At 63.8% G+C, this 23,444-nt stretch carries 25 protein-coding genes and 2 riboswitches; of the genes, 9 read left to right on the forward strand and 16 right to left on the reverse strand.

What is annotated here, in order from left to right:
• Window positions 1-27 precede the first annotated feature (27 nt).
• Window positions 28-606, reverse strand: coding sequence for a YqgE/AlgH family protein (locus NO932_RS04365; protein WP_309162360.1), 579 nt, complete (start codon window positions 604-606; stop codon window positions 28-30).
• Window positions 607-739: 133 nt separating this feature from the next.
• On the opposite strand from NO932_RS04365, the gene NO932_RS04370 reads away from it, so the two are divergent.
• From NO932_RS04370 to NO932_RS04405, 8 genes are all read left to right on the forward strand, one after another.
• Window positions 740-1,549, forward strand: coding sequence for a protein-disulfide reductase DsbD domain-containing protein (locus NO932_RS04370; RefSeq protein WP_309209861.1), 810 nt, complete (start codon window positions 740-742; stop codon window positions 1,547-1,549).
• A gap of 142 nt (window positions 1,550-1,691) precedes the next feature.
• The gene (locus tag NO932_RS04375) at window positions 1,692-2,183 is read left to right on the forward strand and encodes a redoxin family protein (protein ID WP_309209862.1); all 492 of its coding nucleotides are present in this window, start codon (window positions 1,692-1,694) and stop codon (window positions 2,181-2,183) included.
• A 23-nt stretch (window positions 2,184-2,206) separates the two neighbouring features.
• Entirely contained in the window at window positions 2,207-2,767 is a 561-nt protein-coding gene (locus NO932_RS04380; protein ID WP_309209863.1) for a hypothetical protein, read from the forward strand.
• 92 nt (window positions 2,768-2,859) lie between these two features.
• Window positions 2,860-2,954, forward strand: a riboswitch (glycine riboswitch).
• A gap of 95 nt (window positions 2,955-3,049) precedes the next feature.
• A riboswitch (glycine riboswitch) is annotated at window positions 3,050-3,153 on the forward strand.
• Between the two features lie 68 nt (window positions 3,154-3,221).
• Entirely contained in the window at window positions 3,222-4,367 is a 1,146-nt protein-coding gene (gene gcvT, locus NO932_RS04385; RefSeq protein WP_309209864.1) for a glycine cleavage system aminomethyltransferase GcvT, read from the forward strand.
• Window positions 4,368-4,386: 19 nt separating this feature from the next.
• The gene (gene gcvH, locus NO932_RS04390) at window positions 4,387-4,752 is read left to right on the forward strand and encodes a glycine cleavage system protein GcvH (protein ID WP_309209865.1); all 366 of its coding nucleotides are present in this window, start codon (window positions 4,387-4,389) and stop codon (window positions 4,750-4,752) included.
• Between the two features lie 20 nt (window positions 4,753-4,772).
• Complete coding sequence (gene gcvPA, locus NO932_RS04395) at window positions 4,773-6,113, forward strand: aminomethyl-transferring glycine dehydrogenase subunit GcvPA (RefSeq protein WP_309209866.1); 1,341 nt, start codon at window positions 4,773-4,775, stop codon at window positions 6,111-6,113.
• A complete protein-coding gene (gcvPB, locus tag NO932_RS04400; RefSeq protein WP_309209867.1) occupies window positions 6,110-7,660 on the forward strand; it encodes an aminomethyl-transferring glycine dehydrogenase subunit GcvPB in 1,551 nt (516 codons plus the stop codon). The genes gcvPA and gcvPB overlap by 4 nt, the downstream gene beginning before the upstream one ends.
• 97 nt (window positions 7,661-7,757) lie before the next feature.
• Complete coding sequence (locus tag NO932_RS04405) at window positions 7,758-8,807, forward strand: DUF2332 domain-containing protein (protein WP_309209868.1); 1,050 nt, start codon at window positions 7,758-7,760, stop codon at window positions 8,805-8,807.
• A 53-nt stretch (window positions 8,808-8,860) separates the two neighbouring features.
• Here the strand turns inward: NO932_RS04405 and NO932_RS04410 are convergent, their stop codons facing one another.
• The 10 genes from NO932_RS04410 to NO932_RS04455 all read right to left on the reverse strand — a co-directional run bounded on the left by NO932_RS04410 (window position 8,861) and on the right by NO932_RS04455 (window position 17,343).
• Window positions 8,861-9,211, reverse strand: coding sequence for a RidA family protein (locus tag NO932_RS04410; protein WP_309162350.1), 351 nt, complete (start codon window positions 9,209-9,211; stop codon window positions 8,861-8,863).
• Window positions 9,212-9,284: 73 nt separating this feature from the next.
• Complete coding sequence (locus tag NO932_RS04415) at window positions 9,285-9,767, reverse strand: ATP F0F1 synthase subunit B (RefSeq protein ID WP_309162349.1); 483 nt, start codon at window positions 9,765-9,767, stop codon at window positions 9,285-9,287.
• Between the two features lie 6 nt (window positions 9,768-9,773).
• Complete coding sequence (locus tag NO932_RS04420) at window positions 9,774-10,403, reverse strand: F0F1 ATP synthase subunit B (RefSeq protein WP_309162348.1); 630 nt, start codon at window positions 10,401-10,403, stop codon at window positions 9,774-9,776.
• 106 nt (window positions 10,404-10,509) lie between these two features.
• Entirely contained in the window at window positions 10,510-10,737 is a 228-nt protein-coding gene (locus NO932_RS04425; protein WP_090593351.1) for a F0F1 ATP synthase subunit C, read from the reverse strand.
• A 47-nt stretch (window positions 10,738-10,784) separates the two neighbouring features.
• Window positions 10,785-11,558, reverse strand: coding sequence for a F0F1 ATP synthase subunit A (locus NO932_RS04430; RefSeq protein ID WP_309209871.1), 774 nt, complete (start codon window positions 11,556-11,558; stop codon window positions 10,785-10,787).
• A gap of 23 nt (window positions 11,559-11,581) precedes the next feature.
• Complete coding sequence (locus NO932_RS04435; RefSeq protein ID WP_309209873.1) at window positions 11,582-11,953, reverse strand: AtpZ/AtpI family protein; 372 nt, start codon at window positions 11,951-11,953, stop codon at window positions 11,582-11,584.
• Between the two features lie 207 nt (window positions 11,954-12,160).
• A complete protein-coding gene (locus tag NO932_RS04440) occupies window positions 12,161-12,535 on the reverse strand; it encodes a DoxX family protein (RefSeq protein WP_309209874.1) in 375 nt (124 codons plus the stop codon).
• Entirely contained in the window at window positions 12,535-15,996 is a 3,462-nt protein-coding gene (locus tag NO932_RS04445) for a chromosome segregation SMC family protein (protein WP_309209876.1), read from the reverse strand. Before NO932_RS04445 ends, NO932_RS04440 begins: the two co-directional genes overlap by 1 nt.
• Window positions 15,997-16,020: 24 nt before the next feature.
• Window positions 16,021-16,731 (reverse strand): DsbA family protein, encoded by a 711-nt coding sequence (locus NO932_RS04450; protein WP_309162343.1) that lies wholly within the window; start codon window positions 16,729-16,731, stop codon window positions 16,021-16,023.
• Window positions 16,732-16,836: 105 nt separating this feature from the next.
• Complete coding sequence (locus NO932_RS04455) at window positions 16,837-17,343, reverse strand: DciA family protein (RefSeq protein WP_309209878.1); 507 nt, start codon at window positions 17,341-17,343, stop codon at window positions 16,837-16,839.
• 38 nt (window positions 17,344-17,381) lie between these two features.
• Here NO932_RS04455 and NO932_RS04460 point away from each other — a divergent pair, with 38 nt between their 5' ends.
• Window positions 17,382-18,452, forward strand: a complete 1,071-nt coding sequence (locus NO932_RS04460; protein WP_309209880.1) for an A/G-specific adenine glycosylase — start codon at window positions 17,382-17,384, stop codon at window positions 18,450-18,452.
• Window positions 18,453-18,760: 308 nt separating this feature from the next.
• Here the strand turns inward: NO932_RS04460 and NO932_RS04465 are convergent, their stop codons facing one another.
• From NO932_RS04465 to NO932_RS04485, 5 genes are all read right to left on the reverse strand, one after another.
• Window positions 18,761-19,897 (reverse strand): site-specific DNA-methyltransferase, encoded by a 1,137-nt coding sequence (locus NO932_RS04465; RefSeq protein ID WP_309209882.1) that lies wholly within the window; start codon window positions 19,895-19,897, stop codon window positions 18,761-18,763.
• 127 nt (window positions 19,898-20,024) lie between these two features.
• On the reverse strand, window positions 20,025-20,828 hold the full coding sequence (locus NO932_RS04470; RefSeq protein ID WP_309209883.1) for an alpha/beta hydrolase: 804 nt from the start codon (window positions 20,826-20,828) through the stop codon (window positions 20,025-20,027).
• A gap of 216 nt (window positions 20,829-21,044) precedes the next feature.
• Entirely contained in the window at window positions 21,045-21,686 is a 642-nt protein-coding gene (locus NO932_RS04475; protein ID WP_309162337.1) for a ribonuclease HII, read from the reverse strand.
• Window positions 21,687-21,724: 38 nt separating this feature from the next.
• Complete coding sequence (locus NO932_RS04480; protein WP_309209885.1) at window positions 21,725-22,108, reverse strand: nuclear transport factor 2 family protein; 384 nt, start codon at window positions 22,106-22,108, stop codon at window positions 21,725-21,727.
• A gap of 12 nt (window positions 22,109-22,120) precedes the next feature.
• A complete protein-coding gene (locus tag NO932_RS04485) occupies window positions 22,121-23,206 on the reverse strand; it encodes a PA0069 family radical SAM protein (RefSeq protein ID WP_309163645.1) in 1,086 nt (361 codons plus the stop codon).
• Window positions 23,207-23,444: the final 238 nt, after the last annotated feature.

Here is a 23,444-nt window from a genome sequence, read left to right on the forward strand (position 1 = left end):
GCCTGGAGCGCTGAATTTCGATTCGACCTACGCGTTGCCCGATGTCGGGCTGAGGGTCGCGCGGGTCACGCCCATAGCTGCGAGCGCGGCGTCGTACTTCTTTCTGGCCGGCACGGAAAACAGGAGATCGTCGGACCGGGCCGTGGTCAGCCAGCCGTTCTGGCGCAATTCCTCTTCGAGCTGGCCTGCGCTCCAGCCGCAATAGCCCAGCGCCAAAAGGCTGTGCCTGGGGCCTTTCCCTTGCATCATGGCGCGCAGAACGTCGAGCGTTGCCGTAAGGCAGATATCGCCATCGACGGGATAGGAATTGCCGTCCCGGAAATAATCCGAGGTGTGGAGCACGAACCCGCGGCTCGAATCGACCGGCCCGCCTTTGAAGACGTCCTGGCGCATCATGCGGTCGGGAATGCGGATGCTTTCTTCTTCGTCGCCCAGCTCGAGTTCGGCAAGGATGTCGGAAAGATGCATGTCTTCCATGGGCTGGTTGATGACCAGCCCCATGGCGCCATCCTCCCCATGGGCGATCAGGTACACCACCGTTTCGGCGAACCGTTCGTCGCCCATATCCGGCGTTGCAACCAGAAACTGTCCTTTGAGCGTGTCCATACTCAGCTCGCTTTCTGCCCGCCGCGTCTTCAGCCTAAAGTTTTTCCTGCCATATTCAAATCGTCTAAAGATCACGAAGCGATGATCGTTCGCCTCTTTCACCCGTTTGTATGCTGGACTAATGATCGTGCCCATGAAAAGAGCACTTCCCATCGCCCTCCTGCTGGCTTGCGCTGCCCCGGCCTCGGCCGCCCAGACCGATTGGGTGGAAGTCGCCCCCGAGGTTTCCTTGCGGCTGGTTTCCGCCGATGTCGTCACCCCGGAGGGAACGGTGTGGATGGGGCTCGAGGTGGATATGCCCGCAACCACCAAGACCTATTGGCGCGTGCCGGGCGAATCCGGCCTGCCGCTCACTTTCGATACCGCCGGCTCCGAGGGCATCGGGGAGATCGATATCGCCTGGCCCTATCCCAAGCGTGAGACCGCCGGTGGCTATCTCGATCATGCCTTTTACGGCCGCGTTCTCATTCCCTTCCAAGTGGCCGTGGAGGGCGATGCCCCCAAGTTCGTCGCGGACGTAGCCATGGGCGTATGCTCGGACATCTGCGTGCCGGTCTCTACGCGGTTCGAACTCGCGCCTGCGCTCGATGCGCCCGACAGCACCAGCGATCTGCGAATCCGCCAGGCCCTGGCCAATGTTCCCTTGCCCCATGACGGGGAAGGCCTGCTCGGTAAGGCCTCTTTCGACGCACAGGAGGGGGCGATATTGGTCGATCTCGAGGACAGCCGGTTCGATCCTGCCTCAATGATCGCCGAGATCGCCGGGTCCAACCTTCTTTTCGGGGAGCCGGAACTCTCGCCGGACGGGGGCACGCTGTCGTTCCCGCTGCTGGGGCGGTTCGAGGCCGAAGACATTGCCGGCGCGCAGGCGCGGTTCACTTTCGATACCCCCGATGGCCCGTTCGAAATCCTGCGGCCGCTGACCATCGCCGGGAACGTGTGAGAGACAGCCGGCAGCCTCGACGCGCCGCCGGAATTCTCCTAAGAAGAATATATCCCGCAGCATAGGGCGACCGGCCGGCAAACCTTAGTCTGGCCGTATTCCTCCTGTGTCTGCACGACCATTGCTTTTGTGAGGATTTCCAATGACCATCGAGCCCGGCCAGCCCATTCCTTCGGTGCCCGTCAAGCACGTCACCGAAAGCGGCGTAACCGATACGACAAGCGCCGATATCCTGGGCTCGGGCACCGTGGTTTTCTTCACCGTTCCAGGTGCCTTCACCCCCACCTGCCACCTCAACCATCTTCCCGGTTACCTCGCCGCCGCCGACGACCTCAAGGCGGCGGGGGTCGACAAGATCGTCTGCGGCACCGTCAACGATCATCACGTGGTCAAAGCCTGGGCCGAAGCGTCCGGCGCGCTCGGGACGCTCGAATTCATCGCCGATGGTCTGGGCAAGCTCGCGGCCGAACTCGGGCTCGAGCGCGATCTGTCCGCCGGTGGGCTCGGCGTGCGCTTTACGCGTTCGTCACTATTGATCCGCAATGGTATCGTTGAGGCCGTCAATGTCGAAGGCGCACCGGGCGAGGTGACCAGTTCCGGCGCTCCGGCTATGCTCGAAGCGCTGTCGGCCTGATAAAGAGAGAGAGGAAGGGCGCTATGGTTCGCACTGTCTGGCGTATCGCGACCGGCACGGCACTGGCAGTGCTTTTGGCCGGATGTTCCATGGGTTCGATGTTCGGCGGCAGCAGCGATGCAAGCTATGCCAACGTCAACGCCAGCCAGTCCCAGATCGCCCAGGCGGCGAGCGGCGCCATGCCGGCGATTGCCACTGAATGCCCACCCATCCGCATTCGGGAAGGCGCTGAATTCTACCGCTCATATGCCGGCAACCGCACGTCCGACCCGAGCGCGCTGCGCTATCAGGGGGTGATCGACCGGGTGTCGCGCAATTGCGTGGTCTCCAACGGGTTGATCACCGTGCGCATGGGTGCGGTGGGCCGGGTTATCGTCGGTCCGGCCGGGAGCGCGGGCAACATCACCGTGCCCTTGCGCTTTGCCGTGCAACGCGACGACCTGGCGGTGTTTTCCGAACGCTACGACATCGCCGTGGCAACCAGCCCCTCGAGCGCCAACGAATTCAGCCACACCATCGAAAACGTCGCCATTCCCTATGTTGGGGGCGAATCCATCACGATTTGGGTGGGTTTCGACAACTAGCGCCGTATGCCGAAAGGTGGGGAGCACTTTTTATCGACAGAGCTGCGCCGCATAAAAGCGATTGACGGCGTCGGGGCTTTCTTTCATGGTCCCGGCCATCAGCGGGAGAGATCCCGGCCACCGAGCCGGGACGCCGAAGGAGCAACCGCCCCGGAAACTCTCAGGCAAAAGGGACCGCTGAGCTAGAAGCGTTGCCAGGAAAACTGGATACCGGTTTTCCGGTTCGGCAACGCGACAGGCAAAAACAGGGCCGTGCCGGGCTGCGCAAGCAGGACGTGCATCGGTCCGAACTCTGGAAAGCGGGAGCTTGAGCTCCCCACCGACGGGCGTAACTGGAGCGGCAAGGCTCCGGGAAATCTCTCAGGTTGACCGACAGAGGGGGCACCACGCTACGATGCGCTGCGCTTAGCCGCATCGTCTGGTGCCGCCTGTAAGTTGAACCGGAGAGACCGACATGGCCGATGGGCCTTCAACCGAACTTCTCAAAACGGCGCTCTATGACCGTCACGTCGCTGCGGGCGGACGGATCGTCGAATTCGGCGGCTATGCCTTGCCCGTGCAATATGCCGGGATCGTCGCCGAGCACAATCACACGCGCGAGGCGGCGAGCCTGTTCGATGTCTCCCATATGGGACAGGTCGTGGTCACCGGCCCCGATCACGCGACCACCATTGCCGCCCTCGAAGCCCTGACGCCAGCCGACCTGGCTTCGCTCGCGCCCGGCGAAATGCGCTATACGGTGCTGCTCAACGATCAAGGCGGCATCGAGGACGATCTGATCATCACCCGCCCGGCCGAAGGGCAGGCGCCCGATGGCGTGATGTTCATGGTGGTCAACGCCGCCCGCAAGCATCACGACCTCGACTTCATGCGCGCCAAGGCGCCCGCCGATATCGCCTTCGACCTTCGCGACGATCTTTCGCTCATAGCCCTGCAAGGACCGCGCGCCGCCGAGGTGCTGGCAAAGCACACCGACATCACCGAGACGCTCGGCTTCATGCAGGCCGGCCCGGCGACCGTCGGCGGCTTTGCTGTGAACGTCTCGCGCTCGGGCTATACCGGCGAGGATGGGTTCGAGCTCTCCATCGCCAATCAAGATGCTCCGGCGCTTTTCGATCTGCTGATCGCCGATCCGCTTGTCGAGCCGGCAGGGCTGGGCGCGCGCGACAGCCTGCGGCTCGAAGCCGGGCTCTGCCTTTACGGGCACGATATGACCGACACTGTCGATCCGGTCTCCGCCGGCCTGCTCTTTGCCATCGGCAAACGCCGCCGCACCGAGGGCGGCTTTACCGGCGCCGACGCGGTTCTGGCGACGATTGCCGAGGGCGCAAAGGCCAGGCGCGTGGGCATCCGTTTCGAGGGCCGCCAGCCCGTGCGCGAGGGCGCAGAACTGGTCGATGCCGATGGCAATGTGATCGGAAAGATCACCTCGGGCACGTTCGCGCCCACCGCTCAGGCCTCGATTGCCATGGGCTATGTGCCCGCCGAGATCGCCCGCGAGGGTGAAGCCGTGACGGCGATGGTGCGCGGCAAGCCCATCGCCGGCACTATCGTCAAAATGCCATTCGTTCCGCAGCGCTATTTCCGCAAACCGGCCTAACCCACAAGGGGACCTCACCATGACCACCCGCTACACCACCGACCACGAATATGTCCGCACCGAAGGCAAGATCGGCACCGTGGGCATTTCCAACTACGCCCAGGAACAGCTCGGCGACATCGTCTTCGTGGAACTGCCTGCGGTCGGGGCGAGCTTCAAGAAGGGCGACGAGGTTGCCGTCGTCGAATCGGTCAAGGCCGCTTCGGAAATCTACGCGCCCGTGTCCGGCACCGTGACCGAGATCAACGAGGCGCTTTCCGACGAGCCCGGCCTCATCAATTCCGACCCTGCCGCCGCCGGCTGGATCTTCAAGCTCGAACTCGCCGACGAGGCCGAACTCGAAGGCCTCATGGACGAGGCCGCCTACGCCGACCACACGGCATAATTTTTATTCTCGGAGCCGCGATGCGCTATCTCCCCCATTCCGCCGCCGATCGCCAGCACATGCTGGCAACGATCGGTGCATCATCGATCGACGATCTGTTTGCCGCCGTGCCCAAATCGGTGCTGGGGACCTTCAGCCCCGATTTGCCGGACCATCAGCCCGAATTCGCCGTCGAGGCGCATATGCGCGCCCTGGCGAACCGCAATCACGCGGCGGGCGACGGCCCGTTCTTCGTGGGCGCCGGCGCCTATCGCCACCATGTGCCGGCCACCGTCGATCACCTGATCCAGCGTTCGGAATGGCTCACCGCCTATACGCCTTACCAGCCGGAAATCTCCCAGGGCACGCTGCAGATGCTCTTTGAGTTCCAGACCCAGGTGGCGCATCTGACCGGCATGGATGTGGCCAACGCGTCGATGTATGACGGCTCGACCGCGACCGCCGAAGCGGTGCTGATGGCGCGGCGCATCACGCGCAAGAACAAGGTATTCCTCTCGGGCGGCCTGCATCCGCAATATCGCGACACGGTGGTGACCTACCTCTCGGGCGAGGAGGGGCTGGAATGCCTTTCGCCCTCGCCGGAAGGGCAGGGCGATATCATCGACCATATCGATGACGACACCGCCGCCATCGTGATCCAAACCCCCGATTTCTACGGCCACATCCGCAACGTCTCCAAGCTCGCCGAAGCCGCGCATGCCAAGGGCGCGCTGCTGATCGTCGTGGTCACCGAGATCGTCTCGCTCGGGCTCCTTGAGGCACCCGGCGCGCTCGGTGCCGATATCGTGGTGGCCGAGGGCCAGTCGCTGGGCAATCCGCTGACCTTCGGCGGGCCTTATGTCGGCCTGCTCGCCTGCCGCGAGAAATTCGTGCGCCAGATGCCCGGCCGGCTCTGTGGCGAAACCGTCGATGCCGATGGCCAACGGGGCTTCGTTTTGACGCTCTCGACCCGCGAGCAGCACATCCGCCGTGAAAAGGCGACGTCCAACATCTGCACCAATTCCGGCCTCTGCGCCCTGGCGTTCTCGATCCACCTTTCCCTGCTTGGGGAAAAGGGGCTCACGCGCCTCGCCAAGCTCAACCATTCACGCGCCATCGCGCTCGCCGACGCTTTGGCCGGGGCAGGACTCGAAGTGCTCAACGAGAGCTTCTTCAACGAGATGACGGTTCGCCTGCCGGTGCCCGCCGCTCCCGTCGTCGAGGCGCTGGCGGCCAACGGCATTCTCGCCGGCCTGCCGGTGTCGCGGCTCGAACCGGACAAGCCCGAGGTCGAAAACCTCCTCATCCTCGCCGCGACCGAACTCACGACCGATGCCGACATCGCCGCCCTGGTCGACGCCCTCAAGGGAGAACTGGCATGAGCATGAACACCCAAGGGCGCCCGACCGCCCCGGCTGCCGATAATCTCGCCGCTTCCGGCGGCGCTTCGGCGCTGCTTCCCGCCGAGCCGCTGCTGTTCGAGATCGGCGATCGCGACCATTCGGGCGTCGATCTGCCCGATGTCGAGGTCTCCGACGATCGTCTGGGCGGGCTGCGCCGCAAGAGCGAGCTGGACCTGCCGGGGCTGACCGAGCCGGAAGCCATGCGCCACTATGTGCGGCTGTCGCGCCGCAATTATTCCATCGATTCCGGCATGTATCCGCTCGGTTCGTGCACCATGAAGCACAATCCGCGATTGAACGAGAAAATGGCCCGGCTGCCCGGCTTTGCTGACGTCCATCCGCTCCAGCCCACATCGACGGTGCAGGGCGCGCTGGCGGTCATGTCTGAGCTCAGCCACTGGCTGATGGAGCTGACCAACACCGCCGCCGTATCGCTCTCGCCCAAGGCCGGTGCTCATGGCGAACTCTGTGGCATGATGGCGATCAAGGCCGCCCACGAGGCCAAGGGGCAGGGGCATCGCAAGGTCGTTCTCGTTCCCGAAAGCGCCCACGGCACCAACCCCGCGACCGCCGCGTTCCTGGGCTATTCGGTCAAGTCGATCGACGCCAATGAGAACGGCACCGTCGATGTCGAGGCGGTCAAGGCCGCGCTCTCGGACGATGTCGCGGCGATCATGCTCACCAATCCCAACACCTGCGGGCTGTTCGAATCCCAGATCATCGAGATCGCCCAGGCGGTCCACGAGGCCGGTGCCTATTTCTACTGTGACGGCGCCAATTTCAACGCCATCATGGGCGTGGTGCGGCCGGGGGATCTCGGCATCGATGCCATGCACATCAACCTCCACAAGACCTTCTCGACGCCTCACGGCGGCGGGGGGCCGGGCGCCGGCCCGGTGGTGCTTTCCGAAGCGTTGGCGCCCTTCGCGCCGGTTCCGTTCCTGCGCAAGGACGGCGAGACCATCGAGCTGGTCGAACATGTCCAGGGCGATGCCTTCGGGCGCCTGACGGCCTTCCACGGCCAGATGGGCATGTATGTGCGGGCGCTGACCTATATGCTTAGCCACGGCGCCGACGGTCTGGCCCAGGCGGCGCGCGATGCCGTGCTCAACGCCAACTACCTCAAGGCACGCCTGCAGGATCTGTTCTCGGCACCCTTCAACGGCCAGCCGGTGATGCACGAAGTGCTGTTCGACGACGAGTTCTTGAAGGGCACAGGGGTCTCCACCCTCGATTTCGCCAAGGCGATGATCGATGAGGGCTTCCATCCCATGACCATGTATTTCCCGCTCGTCGTGCATGGGGCCATGTTGATCGAGCCCACCGAAAGCGAATCGCTTCAGACGCTCGATACCTTCGCTGCGACCATGCGCGAGCTGGCCGAAGACGCCAGGAACGGCAATGCGGCCCGCTTCACCTCCGCCCCCACCCGCGCCCCGCTGCGTCGGCTCGACGAGACGCGCGCGGCGCGCCAGCCGCGTCTGAAGTGGTCGGCGCCAGCCGATGATCGTCAGGCCGCCGAATAGGCCTACAGCCTCCCCGCGATGGCGCGGGGAGGCAAAAACACCTTTTACGGCTCCGGTAAAGCCCTTAAACTTCGAGGGTACAAGTCGGAGGGCGTCGATGTCGAATATGAACCCCCACGTGCTTGAAACCTTCAGGTTTCAGGCCGAGGCCTGCCGAATCCTGGGCTCACCCTTCACCGCCACACTCTGTGATCTGCTCGCCGAAAGGCTGACCGATTCGTCGCGATTCGGCGCGCGCATCCTCAACTGGCCCGAATCGGCGCGGGCCGATGCCATTGCCCTGCGGGCGACCGGCGCGCTTCACGCGCTGGTGCGTTCGGGGCGGGCCCGCGATCTGGCCCAGCTTTATCCGCCCCTCGAGGCCAAGCCCGATCAGCTTTGGGACGCCATCGAGAAGGCCATCGAAAAGCACGACGATTTCCTGCACGATTTTCTCGACAGCCCGCCCCAGACCAACGAGGTGATGCGTTCCTCGCCGCTCCTGGGCATGTCGCTGCGGCTCACCGAGAGCCTGAAACTGCCGCTGGCGCTCTATGAGATCGGGGCGAGCGCGGGGCTCAACCTCTTCTTCGATACCTACCACTACCTGTTGGGCGATGATCGCGAGTGGGGCGACAGCAACGCGCTCGTCCATATCGAGAGCGAATGGCGCGGCCATGTTCCATCGCTGGATGCCGACCTGAAAATCGTCAGCCGCGCCGGTTGCGACCGCAATCCGCTCGATCCGCACAATCCCGACAGCGTGGAGCGGCAACTGGCCTATATCTGGGCCGATCAGCATAACCGTATCGGACGTGTCTCGGCCGCGCTCTCAGCGGCTGCCTCGGTGCCCTACGCGGTGGAGAAGGCCGATGCGGCCGATTGGGTAGAGGCGCGGCTGGGCGAAGCGCCCGAGCCGGGCGTGGCACGGGTCTTTTTCCACACCATCGTGTGGCAATATCTGCCCGAGGAAACCAAGGCGCGGATAACGGCTGCGGTCGAAGCGGCCGGCGCCAATGCGACGGCCGACAGTCCGCTGGTCTGGATGTATATGGAAGCCGAAGATCACCCCGCCGGCGCCGTGCTCAAGCAGACCGTCTGGCCGGGAGGCGAGCAGGAGACGGTGGGGCTATCGGACTATCACGGCCGCTGGGTCGATTGGGCATGAAAAAAGGCGGCATCTAGCCGCCTTTTTCCTTGGATGAGCTGGGTGGGCCGGGATCAATCCAGCGCGGCGACCGCGATGATTTCCACGCGCAGATTGGGCGAGGCAAGGCGAGCCTCATAGCATGCGCGGGCCGGCGGATTGGCCGGATCTATCCACTTGTCATAGACCGAGTTCATCGCTGCGAAGTCTGCGATGTTGGACAGCAGCACCTGCACCGAGAGCACCTTGGATTTCGTGCTGCCCGCTTCGGAGAGAAGAGCGTCGATCTTTTCGAGAACCTGGGCCGTCTGCTCCTCGATGGTCGCAAATTCGTCCTTGGCCACCTGACCGGCCAGATAGAGGGTGTTGCCGTGCTTGACCGCCTGGCTCATGCGCGGGCCGGAATGAAGACGTTCGATGCTCATGGTTCTCTCCTTTGTGAGTGCATAAAAAAGCGGGCCGCGCCGGGCCCGCTCTCGATTTGCGATTGCGTGCAGCTCAATTGAGCCGGCTGCCGACTTCCTTGATCGACTGGTCGATCAGATTGGCGCCGTTTTCCTTGGCCTGGTTGGCAAGCAACAGCCGCGCCGCTTCGATGGCGACGTCCGCCGAACGGGCCCGCACTTCGGAAAGCGCCTGAGCCTCAGCCTGGGCGATCTTGTCTTCGACGGCCCTGGTGCGGCGTGCCACCATGTCCTGGAGTGCTTCTTCCGCCTCTGCCGTCATGCGCTCGGCCTCATCCTTGGCCGCGGCGACGATCTCTTCGGCTTCGCTTTCGGCAGCCTTGCGCTTGCGCTCGTATTCGGCCAGCAGGGCCTGAGCTTCCTCGCGCAGCCGCTTGGCTTCTTCCAGATCCGCCTCGATCCTGGCGATCCGGGCGTCCAGGGCGCGGGTGATGAGGCCCGGAACCTTGAAGTAGATGACGATCGCAAAAAAGATCAGCAGTGCGATGAAGGCCCAGAAAGTGGCATCGAGTTCCATTTCCGATTACTCCTTGCTGACCTTGGTGACCGCTTCACGGGCATCCGCGGCCGAGACATTGCCCACGAGCTGGGCAACGACGGCCTGGGCTGTCTCGGTGGCGATCTCATCCACACTGCCCAGGGCTTCGGCCTTGGTTGCGGCGATCCGGGCTTCGGCTTCGGCCACCTTCTTGGTGAGATTGGCTTCGACCTTGGCGCGGGCCGCGTCGAGCTTTTCCTTGTTCTCGGCACGGGCCGCCTCGGCGATCCCGTGAGCGTTCGACCGCGCCTCGGCAAGCGCTGCCTCATAGGAGGCGATGGCCTGGTCCGTCTTCTGGCGCAGGCGCTCCGCCTCTGCCAGATCGCCTTCGATCCGGTCGCGGCGTTCCTCGAGGATTTCGCCGATCCGGGGCAGGGCGACCTTCTTCATGATGAAGTAGAGTGCCGCAAAGGTGATCGCCAGCCACAGAAGCTGGGAGGGAAAAGTGGTCGCATCGAAAGGCGGGAACACGCCCGTGACGTGCTCTTCGCCACCGGCGCCGACCACTTCGTGCGTTTCGCCGTCCGGAGACTCTTCGAGCGAGATGATGTTGGATTCGAGCGGCTCTACGGCCTCTTCGACTTCCGTTTCCTGAGCCTGGACCTGGCTAATCATGCGCTATCCGCCAATTGCAAAATTTGGTGGGCCGGCTGACGAGCCGGCACATGACGAGGCAGCCGAAGCGTGCTCCGGCCGCCTTTCATCGGACTGTTCGTGGTAATTAGACCGCGAACAGGAGCAGAAGGGCAACCAGGAACGAGAAGATGCCCAGAGCTTCGGTCACGGCGAAGCCGAAGATCAGGTTACCGGACTGGCTGGGAGCAGCCGACGGGTTGCGCAGGGCACCCGAGAGGAAGCTCCCGAAGATGTTGGCCACGCCGATGGCGGCGCCCGCCATGCCGAAACAGGCGATACCGGCACCAATGTACTTTGCGGCTTCAGCTTCCATTTTGTGATCCTTTCAAAGCCTTAGAACTTAACGAGGTCTATTGGAGATCAATGCGACGGATGGATCGCATCGTTGAGGTACATGGAGGTCAGCACGGCAAAGACGTAAGCCTGAACCGTGGATACCATGAATTCGAGGGCAGTGATCGCAACGCCCATGATGAGCGGCAGAACCGCGCCAGCCACGCCGACCGCGCCGAGCGAAGCGAGCGAGACCACAAAGCCGGTGAACACCTTGAGGGTGATGTGGCCGGCGAGCATGTTTCCGAAGAGACGAACCGAGAGCGAAATCGGACGCGAAAGGAACGAGATCACTTCAATCGGGGTGACGATGGGCACGATATAGCCCGGCACGCCGGACGGCACGAAGAGCTTGAGGAATTTCGGGCCGTTCTTGATGAAGCCGTAGGCGACGACCACCGTCATCACCAGCATGGCGAGCGCGAAGGTCACGATGATCTGGCTGGTGAAGGTGTAGAAATAGGGCACCATGCCGAACATGTTGCCGATGAAGATGAAGGTGAACAGCGAGAAAACGAAGGGGAAGAACTTCATCCCTTCGGTGCCCGCGCCACTTCGGACCATGTTGGCCACGAATTCATACGCCATCTCGCTGGTGAGCTGCCAGCGATTGGGCACCAGGCCCCGGCGGCGGGTCGACAGGATCAGATAGGTGCAGATCGTCAGCGTCGTCAGCACCATGAACAGCGACGAATTGGTGAACGAAAGGGTGATGCCGCTGCCTTCGGTGCCGTCGCCGCCAATGGTCCCGAGGGTGAAGATGTCGTAGATGACAAATTGGTGAATCGGATCGTTCGCCAAGGTCTAAGCCCCTATCTCGCCCTTCAGTCCATATCATCCGCGTCTTGTGACGCGGTCTTGTTCGCATTCAGCTCCGCCACTACACGAGTGACGTTAACAATTCCAGCGGCAAAACCCACCATGAACATGATGAGCAGAGCCCATGGTGCCGTGCCGGCAAACATATCGATCAGGTAGCCGATACCCGAGCCAACCAGAATGGCTGCCACGAACTCGGCGCCGATGCGCAAACCGCGCGCCAGCGTCGACATGTCTCCCTGCCGGGACGCGTGCTGGGTGCCGTTGGCTGCAGCCCGCGCCTCCTGCGCCTTCCTGATCCGCGCCGCCAGATCGGATGTCTCCGACGGGGGCGGGGAAGGCGATTTTCCAGCCGGATTTTCGTTCGGATTGGTCACTTCAAACCACCGCTCCAGCCAGGCAGGACACCCGGCAAGAGGGTGCCTTCAAAGTCGCGCGCACCATAGTGGCGGCTCCCTATGGTGTCAAGCTGGTGTGATCGGCAAATTGTCGAGACATATCAATAACTTGATGCGCCACGGTGCAGGTGCGGCATTGCGTCAACACCCCGATTGTGGTCGCACGATGACGCCGAAGGGATTCTCTTAGCCGGTTGCCGCCAGGGCCAGGAGCCCGCCGATGATGGCGACGTTCGACATGAAGCCGTTAAAGAGCGCCGCCCGCTGCGGCCCTTCCTTATCCCAGAAATTGAGCATCATGACCGTCGCGAGCACGGTGAAGAGGATCAGCCCCAGGGCCGATGCCGCCGCGAACAGGCCGAGCGCCAACGTGATTCCCAGCACGATCTGGTAGATCGATCCCACGATCAGCACCAGCCGCGCCTGGGGCACGCCGCGCTCCTTCATGGCCGCGGTCATGGCGTCGAGCACCGGAAAGTGGCGCAGGCCGCCAATGATGAACAGTGCGCCCACAAGGATGCGGGCGATGATGATTGCCGTATCTGCCAATTCGGGTGTCATCAACTTGCCTCCAGGAAAGTTTCGGCGGTGCGCAGATCGACCGACACCAATTGGCTCACGCCGCGTTCGGGCATGGTGACGCCGAACAGCCGGTCCATGCGGCTCATGGTGATGGGGTTGTGGGTGACAACGACGAAACGCGTCTCGGTGCGCTGGCGCATGGAATCGAGCAGGTTGCAGAACCGCTCCACATTGGCGTCGTCGAGCGGAGCGTCCACCTCGTCGAGCACGCAGATCGGCGCGGGGTTGGTCAGGAACACCGCAAAGATCAGGCTCATCGCCGTCAGCGCCTGCTCGCCGCCCGAGAGCAGCGTCATGGTCTGGGGCTTCTTGCCTGGCGGGCGCGCGATGATTTCGAGTCCCGCTTCGAGCGGATCGTCGCTTTCAACGAAGGTGAGTTCGGCCGTGCCGCCGCCGAAGAGCGTGGTGAACAGCTCGCGGAAATGGGCGTTCACCTTCTCGAACGCCTCGTTGAGCCGCGCGCGGCCCTCGCGGTTGAGATTGGAAATGCCGGTCCGAAGCTTGGCGATCGCCGCGATCAGGTCCTCGCGATCGGCCACCATCTTGTCGAGCTTGTCCTGAACCTCGGTGGCCTCCTGCTCGGCCATGAGGTTGACCCCGCCCAGGCGCTCGCGCTCGGCTTTGAGCCGGTCCACCCGCGCCTCGGTGGCCGCTTCCTCGGGAAGCGCCGCTTCGGGCTTGATCCCGGCGGCTTCCGCCGTCCTGTCCGCGGAGATCCCGAGGATTTCCCCGATCTGCCGCTCGATCTGCTGCCGGGCGGAGATATTGCCCTTGAGGCGCTCCTCGACGCGCGCCATTTCCGCGCGGGTGTCGGCAAGGCCTTCGGCAGCCAGCCGCGCCGCCTTGTCCGCCTCGCGGAAGGCAGTCTGCGCTTCGGCCAGCTTGTCCGAGGCCCGCTTGCGGGCGTGTTCGGCGTCCTCGATCTGGTCGTCGAGTTCGGCGCGCTTCAGGTCGAACGCGTCGGGCGTGGCGTTGAGTTCGGTGATCTGCGCCTCGATCTCGCCCCGCCGACGTTCGAGCGTTTCGATCTGGCTCTGCGCGCCCGCCCTGCGGCGCTGCCAGCTTTCCAGCTCCTGCCCGATGCGGGACAGCCGCGAGGTCCGCATCTGCGAGGCGCTCTCGAACCCTGCCAGCCGTACGCGCGCCTGCTCGGCAGCCTCGCGCAGATTGGCCAGCGCCCGCTGCCGGCTTTCCGCCTCGCGGATGGCGTCGCCCTCGGCGCCCAACTCTGCAAGCGCTGCCTGCGCCTCCTCTGCGATGGCCATGGCCTCGGCAAGGTTCTCCTCGATCCGGGCCTGGGATTCGGTCAGCGTTGCCCGGCGTGTGGAGAGTTGTGCGAGGTTCTTTTCGGCAGCGTCGAGCCCGGCCTGGGCGGCGGCAATGCCGCGCTGGGCTTCGCGCCAGGCGTTCCGCCGCGCCACCTCGCTTTCCCGCGCGGTTTCCACCCGCGCCCGCAGCGCGGCGACCCGGCCTTGCGCGTCGCCGCGCGCCGCACGAAGTCCGGCAATTTCGCTATCGAGGTCGGCCAGCCGGTTGCGCTGAGCCAGTCTTTGCGCGGCGGGAGTGGGCGCATCGGGCTTGGCGACGAAACCGTCCCAGCGCCACAGCCCGCCATCCCGGCTCACCAGCCGCTGACCGGGCTTGAGCGCACCCATCAGCCGAGCGCCTTCGGCGGCGTTTTCCACAAGGCCGATCTGGTCCAGCCGGCGCTTGAGCAGCGGCGTTCCCGAAACATGGGCCGAAAGCGGGGTGATGCCTTCGGGCAAAGCCGGATCGTCGCCGGCGGTCCCGGTCTGGGTCCAATAGAGCGGCGCAGCCGTGTCATCGGACGCCTCGAGATCGTCTCCCAGTGCCGCGCCCAGCGCAGTTTCCATGCCGGCAGCGACCTTGAGCGCGTCGACAATCGCCGGCCAGAGCGAGCCGCCATCGACATTGAGCACCCGCGCCAGCGTCTCGGCCTCGCTTTCGAGCCGGTTGAGCTTGCCTTCGATATCGGCCAGCTCGGGCTGGGCGGTTTCAAGCGTCGCCACCGCCTCGGCGGCTTCGATTTCGGCCTGCTCCACTTCCGCTTCGGCAATGGCGAAGGCTTCGAGCACTTCATCGAGCGCCGCCTGCCGCTCGGCCACCGTGTGATCGGCCGCAAGGCTGGCTTCGAGCGCCGCCACGTCCCGCGCGATATCGGCCTGCTGGGTCTGCAATCGCGCCACCCGCTGGCTCGCCTCATCGGCGGCGCGGGTCGCCTGCGCCCGCTGCGCGCGGATCGAGGCCACGGCGTCGGCCGCTTCTCGCGCCGCCGCTTCCGCCTCGTCCAGCGCGGCGCGGGCCTCCTCGGCCTGGGCGCGCGCCATTTCACTGGCCTCGCTTTCCGCTTCGGCCGCTTCGACCAGTTCGATCCGCTCGCCTTCGAGCGTTTCAATCAACCCATCGCTGTCGGAAATCAGCGCCGCTTCGCGCGCCACGTCGGTATCGATCTGCTTGAGACGATCGTCGAGTTCGGCGCGCCGCGAATTGGCCCGCCGCAATTCCTCCTCGAGCTGCCCGCGCAGGATGGTCAGCCGCTGCAGCACCGCCCCCGCCGCCGCGTCGGCATCGCGCAGCGGTTGCAGTTCGGCGTCCATGGCCTCGACGACCTTCTTGGCCTGATGTTCGAGATGGCTCGCTTCGGCCAATTGGCTGATCAGCCGGCCCTGCTGCGCCTCGGTTTCCTTTTCGGCATAGCGGGCCTTGACCCAGCGGATGTGGTAGAGCGTGGCCTCGGCCCGCCGGATATCGCCCGAAAGCGCGCGATACCGCGTCGCCTGCCGCGCCTGCCGCTTGAGGGTTTCAAGCTGCACCTCGACCTGGGCAATGATGTCGTCGACGCGCTCAAGATTTTGTTCGGCCGCCTTGAGGCGCAATTCGGCCTCATGCCGGCGCGAATGCAGCCCCGAAATGCCCGCGGCTTCCTCAAGCAGCGCCCGGCGCTGGGTCGGCTTGGCGGCGATCAGTTCCCCGATCTGCCCCTGCCGCACCATGGCCGGTGAACGCGAGCCGGTCGAGGCATCGGCGAACATCAACTGCACGTCGCGGGCGCGCACTTCGCGGCCGTTGACGCGATAGACCGATCCCTGTTCGCGCTCGATGCGGCGGGTGATTTCGATGAGATCGGCGGTGTTGAACTGCTGGGGCGCGGTGCGGTCGGTGTTGTCGAGAACGACGGTGACTTCGGCCGAATTGCGGGCCGGGCGATTGCCCGAGCCCGAAAAGATCACATCGTCCATTCCCGAGGCGCGCATGGCCTTGTACGAGCTTTCGCCCATCACCCAGCGCAGGGCTTCCACGAGATTGGATTTCCCGCACCCGTTGGGCCCGACGACCCCGGTGATGCCGGGTTCGAGCACGAGTTCGACGGGATCGGTGAAGGATTTGAAACCTAAGAGCTTGAGGCGCGAGAATTTCATTCACGCGCCCCGAAAAGGCGGTGACTAGAGGCGTTCCTCGATTTCGGCGGAAAGCGTCTCGTACGTGGCATTGCCTTCGAATTTCTCGCCGTTGATAAAGAAGGTCGGCGTGCCTTGCAGCCCCAGCTCCAGCGCCTGCTCGCGGGTTGCTTCCAATGCAGCCAACAATTCTTCGTCGGTCAAGATTTCCTCGAACCTTTCCTGTGTAAACCCGAACTGTTCGGCCACTTCGAAGATCGCCTGGCGCGGATTTTCGCTCGCGGCCCAGACGTTCTGGGTTTCCATGTAGGCGGAAAGCACTTCGTTGTACTGGTTGCCGGCAGCCTCGGCCACCATGAACACGGCAAGGTCGAGCACGTTGCGGCGGAAGGGACGGGCGATGAATCGGATGCGGCCGGTATCGATATATTCTTCCTTGAGCTGCGGCAGCGCCGTCATGTGGAAGTTGGCGCAGTGCGGGCAGGTCGGCGACACATATTCGACGATCGTCACCGTGGCGTCGACGCCGCCCATGGGGCGGTCGGGAAGCGGCGGATTGTTGATCGGGTCGCCATTGATCGGCTCGACCTGCGAACCGTCATAGAGCTCGACCTCACCTTCGGCCGCCGGTTCGGTCTCGGTGACGACGTTGGCGGTAACCTCGGCTTCCGCGCTCGAGTCGCTGCATCCGTAGACCAGGGTTGCAAGGCCGACGCTGGATCCGGCGACCAACAGGCTTCTGCGATTGAGCGACAACGGCTTACTCCTTAATGGCTCAACGATCATGCGCGCACACTACACGGCAAGACTCCGGCGGCAAGGGGGCAAACCGTTCACATGGGGGTGAAAAATCGCCCGCGATCAATGTTTCCCCTTGCCCAGAATACCGCGCCCGAGCTTTTCCAGCGCCGCCCGAAGCTCCGGATCTTCGATATCACGGGTCTGTTCGGTGATCCGTCCCTTGGCCTGCGCGCTGAGTTCTCGCCTGGCCGGACCGGCCGGGGCCTGCGGCAATGACAGCGGGTTCAGCGACAGCCTCACGCTGCGGATCAGAAGATAGCCGAAATAGCGGTTGATCGCCATGGCGATCGCCGGCGCCTCATGGGGCAGCATCACCTTATGGCTTTCAAGGCAGCGCAGATACAGCACTGCCCCCTCGGGGTCGGGGCGATCCTTGCGCGGCCAGACCAGCTTGTCAGGCAGCGTGGCCCGATCCCAGGGCGCGGCGACGATGCTGGCCCAATTGACGATGAGCTCGCGATTGGCAAATCCGCGCCGGCGCAGGGCGGGATCGAGCATGCCGTCGATGACGTCGCTCAATTGGACCGTGCGGTTCTTGCGCTTTGGTGGTGAAGATTTGCCGGCCATGCTTGCGCCAAGGTTTGCTAAGCTTATACCACCTCATTATGGCCCAGACCGCCCCCGCGCAACACTCTCCCTCTTCCGCCATCGATGCCCAGGCCGTGCTCGCCTGGTATGACAGGCACGCGCGCCTGCTTCCCTGGCGCGTTTCTCCCGCGGACCGGGCAAGGGGTGTCAAGCCAAATCCCTATTTCGTCTGGTTGAGCGAAATCATGCTGCAACAGACGACCATCGCGGCGGTGCGCAAATATTTCGCGGCCTTCACCGGCCTATGGCCGACCGTCCAGGACCTCGCCGCCGCCCCGCTCGACGATGTCCTCGTCCAGTGGGCCGGACTTGGCTACTATGCCCGCGCCCGGAACCTCCATGCCTGCGCCGTCGCGGTGGTGGAACGCCATGGCGGCGTTTTCCCAACAGGCGCTGCCGCGTTACGCGATTTGCCGGGCATAGGGGACTACACCAGCGCGGCCATCGCCGCGATCTGCCATGACGAGCGCGTCGCTGTGGTCGACGGCAATGTGGATCGCGTGGTCGCGCGCTATCTGGCGCTCGAAAGGCCGGTGCGGCATGAAAAGCCGCTGGTGCGCGCCACGGTTCAGGCCGCCGTTCCGGAACGGGCAGGGGATTTCGCCCAGGCGATGATGGACCTTGGCGCCACCATCTGCGCCCCACGCCGCGTCAATTGTCTCATCTGTCCGCTCGAGCCGGGCTGTGCCGGAACGCGCAAAGCCAATCCGCTCGCCTTTCCGGTGCCTCCCGTCAAGGCGGAAAAACCGCATCGGCACGGCCACGCTTTCGTCATTCGCGATGACGGCAAGGTGTTCGTGCGCCAGCGCGGCCCCAAGGGCATGCTGGCCAAGATGACCGAAGTGCCCGGCAGCGCCTGGACCGATACCGCAGCGGTGGTTGAATTTCCTTTCGCCGGAGATTGGCGGGAGGCGGGAACGGTGGAGCACACCTTCACCCACTTCCATCTCACCCTGAGGGTTTGGACGATCGCCACCGATCAACCGCTCGATGAGGGCTGGTGGGCCGATGAAACCCGGCTGGAGGAAGAAGCGCTGCCGAGCCTGTTCCGCAAGGTGCTCAAGGTTGGGAGCGTTGGAGAGGTTTAGCGGTCTCGCCAGGACGAGGCGAGCCGAGGACCCCGCGCGACGTTTCGCGCGCCCCGCCGGAGGGCCAGCGAAAGTCATAGGGCGGTTTTAGCCCGTCATGACTTTCGCGGTGCGGCCCGTGAGGCCAAAGAGGACGAGGCGAGCCGAGGACCCCGCGCGACGTTTCGCGCGCCCCGCCGGAGGGCCAGCGAAAGTCACAGGGCGGTTTTAGCCCGTCATGACTTTCGCGGTGCGGCCCGTGAGGCCAAAAAAAGCGCCCCCGGCGTGAACACCGGGGGCGAGAATGCCTGACTGATTGGAGGTCGAAATCAGGCAGAAAGCTTGAGCATCGAGGCGCGAACGCGTTCGCGCAGATCATCGATGGGAGCCAGGCGGCCCCGATCCTCGAAGTGCCAGAAGGTCCAGCCGTTGCAGGCTTCAAAACCCTGCACCAGAGCGCCGACCCGGTGGATGGAGCCACTCTTGTCGTCGCTGACCAGCGAACCATCGACACGAACCACGGCAGAATAACGCCTGCCGGCGTCGAAAAGTTTCGTGCCCGGTGCAATCAGCCCCTGTTCGATCAACGAACCGAACGGAATCCTGGGGGCGGCGCGCTTGGGCACTGTGGTTTCGATCGCATGGGAATCGTGCGGTTTAATGGCCGCAATGCGTTTCAAAGCTGCGTTTATATAGGCGTTTTCGCGTTCGATGCCGATGAACCGCCGCCCCAGTTTCTTGGCCACGGCGCCCGTCGTGCCGGTGCCGAAAAAGGGATCGAGCACCACGTCGCCGGGTTTGGTCGTTGCCATCAACACGCGATAAAGCAGCGCCTCGGGCTTTTGCGTGGGATGCACCTTTTCGTCGTTCGCGTCCTTCAAACGCTCGCCGCCGGTGCAGATCGGGAACAGCCAGTCCGACCGCATCTGCGTGTCGTCATTGGAGAGCTTGAGCGCTTCATAGTTGAAGGTCGGCCGGCTCTTCTGGCTGCGCGAGGCCCAGATCAGCGTCTCATGGGCGTTGGTGAACCGGGTGCCGCGGAAGTTCGGCATCGGGTTGGCCTTGCGCCAGACGATGTCGTTGAGCATCCAGAAGCCAAGATCTTGCAGCGCGCTGCCCACGCGGAAGATGTTGTGGTAGGATCCGATCACCCAGATCGCGCCGTCCGGCTTCAAAATCCGCCGCGCGGCGGAAAGCCATTCGCGGGTGAACTTGTCGTAGTGCGCGAAGCTTTCGAACTTGTCCCAATCATCATCGACCGCGTCGACCTTGGTCTGGTCGGGGCGGGTAAGACCCTCTTCGAGCTGGAGGTTATAGGGGGGATCGGCAAAGATCAGGTCCACCGAGGCCTCGGGCAGCGCATTCATATGCGCGATGCAGTCACCAACCAGGATCGTGTCGATGGGCAGGTGGCTCTCGAAAGCCTCTCCGACGCGCTTCCGCGCCGCTGAACCGGTACGCAACATACTGATAACCCTAACGCAAAACTAATGGAGCAGTTGTACGGCGTTAGGGTTAAGTGGCGGCTAAACGGTACGGTTAACGAGGCGTTAGCGGACCCCGGCCGGCGTGACCGACCGGGGAGGGACGGGTTCAGTTTTCTGCATCGAGGAACGGGATGACCGTCTCCGCAAGGCGCGGATCGGCGCCGATATTATAATGGGTGGCGCTGTGGATCACTGCAAAGCGGTTCGGCGTCATGCCCGATCCGTCCCAGCCGGCATCTGCCTGGCCGCCGCCTAACAGTTCGAAGAACGCCGCTGCGTGGGCGATCTTGACGGCGTCATAGTCGGCATAGACCAAAAGCGTGGGTGCGCTGATGTCGCCGACCTCGCCGGACCAATCGTAGTCATTGCCGATGAACCCGCCCATCTGCTCGAGCAGGCGCGGGAAGTTGTCCGAATCGGGCGCAACCTCCTCATAGGCCTGATAGATGGGGGAGGCCATCATGCCTTCGGCGAGTTCGGGGCCCATCGCCTGCATGCCTTCGCGGTTGTAGTCGTGCCAGCCCGAAAAGGCGTAGGGAGTCGAAACGGCTACGAGCCTGTCGACGACCTCGGGATGATCGATCGCCGTGCGTAGGGCAACGCCGGCGCCGAGCGAATAACCCATGATATCGGCCTTTTCGTGCCCGAGATATCCGATGAGTTCGGCGATGTCGGTCGCCATCGCTTCCCAGGTCATCGGCCGGTCGAAGGGCAGCGTATGGCCGTGGGCCTGCAGCTCGACGCCGATCACTTGCCGGCCCTCGGCCAGTGCGGTGAGCACCGGGCCGAAACTTTCTATCGTCATGAGCCCGCCATGGAGCAGGACGAGAGGTTCTCCCGTTCCGTAGACGGCATAATAGACCTCGACGCCATTGACCGGGGCGTAGCCGCTTTCCGTAGGCGTAGGCATTGCCTGGCCCTCCGTAGCTGATGATGGTGATTGAGCAAAAGCTGGCCCGCCAAAGGCGAGACCGGCGGCGGCGATAACGCCGAGCAGGGGCTTGAACATGGTATCCTCCTTGGAACTTGCGTGCCGATGAGGTGTCCATGCGGCCTCATCGATACCAGGACGCACAGGAGGCCTCCGTACCGACAAGAGCGCCGATTATTTCAGAGAGGGTTGCCGCTACCGGCGTGCCGCCAGCACCGGCGCAAAGCTCATGCGGTGGAGGTCGCAGGGGCCGTGGGCGGCCAAGGCTTCAAGGTGCATGGGGGTGGAGTAGCCCTTGTGCTGGGCGAAATTGTAGTGCGGCACGCCGCAATCCATCACGTGGCACATGCGGTCGCGCACCACCTTGGCGACGATAGAGGCGGCGGCGATCGAAAGACTCTTGCCATCGCCGCCGATGACGAATTGCCCGGCACAGGAAAGCCCCTCGGGAACGTCGCGGCCATCGATCAGCGCCAGGTCCGGCTTGACCGGCAGGGCATCGAGCGCGCGGCACATGGCCCAAAGGGTGGCGCCGCGAATGTTGAGCCTGTCGATCACTTCGACCGAGGCAGAACAGAAACCGACCTGCGCGCTGGCCATGATCTGCTCGAAAAGCTCTTCGCGCTTTTCTTCCGTCAGCTTCTTGGAGTCGTTCAGCCCCTCGGGGATCGCGTTCCGATCCAATACGACCGCTGCCGCGACCACCGGTCCGGCGAGGGGCCCGCGTCCCGCCTCGTCGATTCCAGCCACCATCGTGCGCCCGCCCGCAAGCGCGGCGGCTTCCAGCTCATAGCTGGGCACGTCAATGATGGTGGTCTGCGAATCAGTCTTCGGCATGCTGCTAGGGTGCCGATTTTCGTCTGGCGATAAAGCCCTCAATCGCGCCGGATGGTCACCCATTGCTTCCGCCATGCCGGCGCCTCGAAGGGTTCCGGCCAGTATTCGGTGATCCTCACGATCCGATCATCGGCACATTCGAAGATCGACACCGCAAGCGCTGTGATCTTGCCGTCCGAAATCTCCGTCTCGGTTATCGCATGCCCGCCATTGCCCAGCACCCGGCGGACCTTGAACGTCCATTTCCCATGCGCGGGATAATTGGCGTTGATGGCGATGAAATCCTCGGCCGAACCGATCACCTCGCCCGATTGTGGCCAGACGATCTCGATGCCGTCAGCAAAGAGGGCGGCGGCGAGCGACCATTCATTGGTGCCCATGCGCCACCAGAATTCCTGTGCCAGCGTCGCCGCGTCCGTCATCTCGACCTCCCGTCAGAACAGGCTCAACTGCGCCGTTTCCTTTTGCGGGTGAACGAACAGATCGGTCCGCAGCGGCGTCATCGCCTCATCGAGACCCAGCCGTGCCCGCGCCTTTTCGAAGCGTTGCTGCATGAGCACGGCATAGGGCCCTTCGCCTGTAAAGCGCGTTCCGAAGCGCGGATCGTTGTCGCGTCCGCCGCGATAGTCGCGCACCAGATTCATCACGTGCTTGACCTTGTCGGGGTAGTTCTTGAGCAGCCATTCGCGGAAGATGTCGCGCACCTCGCCCGGCAGGCGCAACAGGATCATCGACGCGGTGGAAGCCCCCTGCGCCTTGCCGGCATCGAGAATACGCTCCAGCTCATGATCGTTGACGGCCGGGATCATCGGCGCGGCCATGATCCGCGTCGGAATGCCGGATTCAGAGAGCAGCCTGATCGCCTCCAGCCGGCGCGAGGGGGTCGAGGCGCGCGGCTCCATGAAACGCGAGAGCTTGTGGTCCATGGACGTGACCGAAATCCCCACCGACACCAGCCCGAGCTTGTTGAGCTTGGTGAGGATATCGAGGTCGCGCACGATCAGCGCCGATTTAGTGACGATCGTCACCGGATGCCTTGCTTCGAGCAGCACCTTGAGCACCGAGCGCATCACCTTGTATTTGCGCTCGAGCGGCTGGTAGGGGTCGGTATTGGTGCCGATGGCGATAGGCTTGGGCTTGTAGCGCGGATTGGCCAATTCGGCCCGCAGCAATTCGGCGGCGTTCACCTTGATATAGATGTCGCGCTCGAAATCGATGCCCGCCGAATGGCCGAGATAGGCATGGGTCGGCCGCGCGAAGCAATAGGAACACCCATGCTCGCAGCCGCGATAGGGATTGATCGAGCGGTCGAACCCGATATCGGGCGAGACGTTGCGGGTGATGATCGATTTGGCGCGCTCGATATGCTCGCGCGTTTCGAAATCTTCCTCCGGCTCGGGCTCCCAGCCATCGGCGAACATCTCGCGCTTATGGACCTCGAACCGGCCGCCCTCGTTCGAGGTGGCCCCGCGGCCGCGCAGCTTTGGCGAATCCAGCATGGGCCGACTCAAAAGGTCCATGTCCCGCGTGCCGAACAACCGCCGCCGCGCTTCGCCATGTCCCGAATTCGCACCAAGATCAGCCATCGTCGCAGCTCCGCTTGCCTCATCAGGACAAGCCGAATCGCGACTTGTCCGTTCCATGAATCTTTAACGACTCTTAAGGAACAAAACAAGAACAATCGGGCGGCGGCGTTTATGGAGCGTGAGCAGCAAAAGTGATTTTCACTTTTGCGGTTCGCGAGCGCGATCGCCAAAA

It is taken from the genome of Pelagibacterium sp. 26DY04, assembly GCF_031202305.1.
Taxonomy (GTDB): Bacteria; Pseudomonadota; Alphaproteobacteria; order Rhizobiales; family Devosiaceae; genus Pelagibacterium.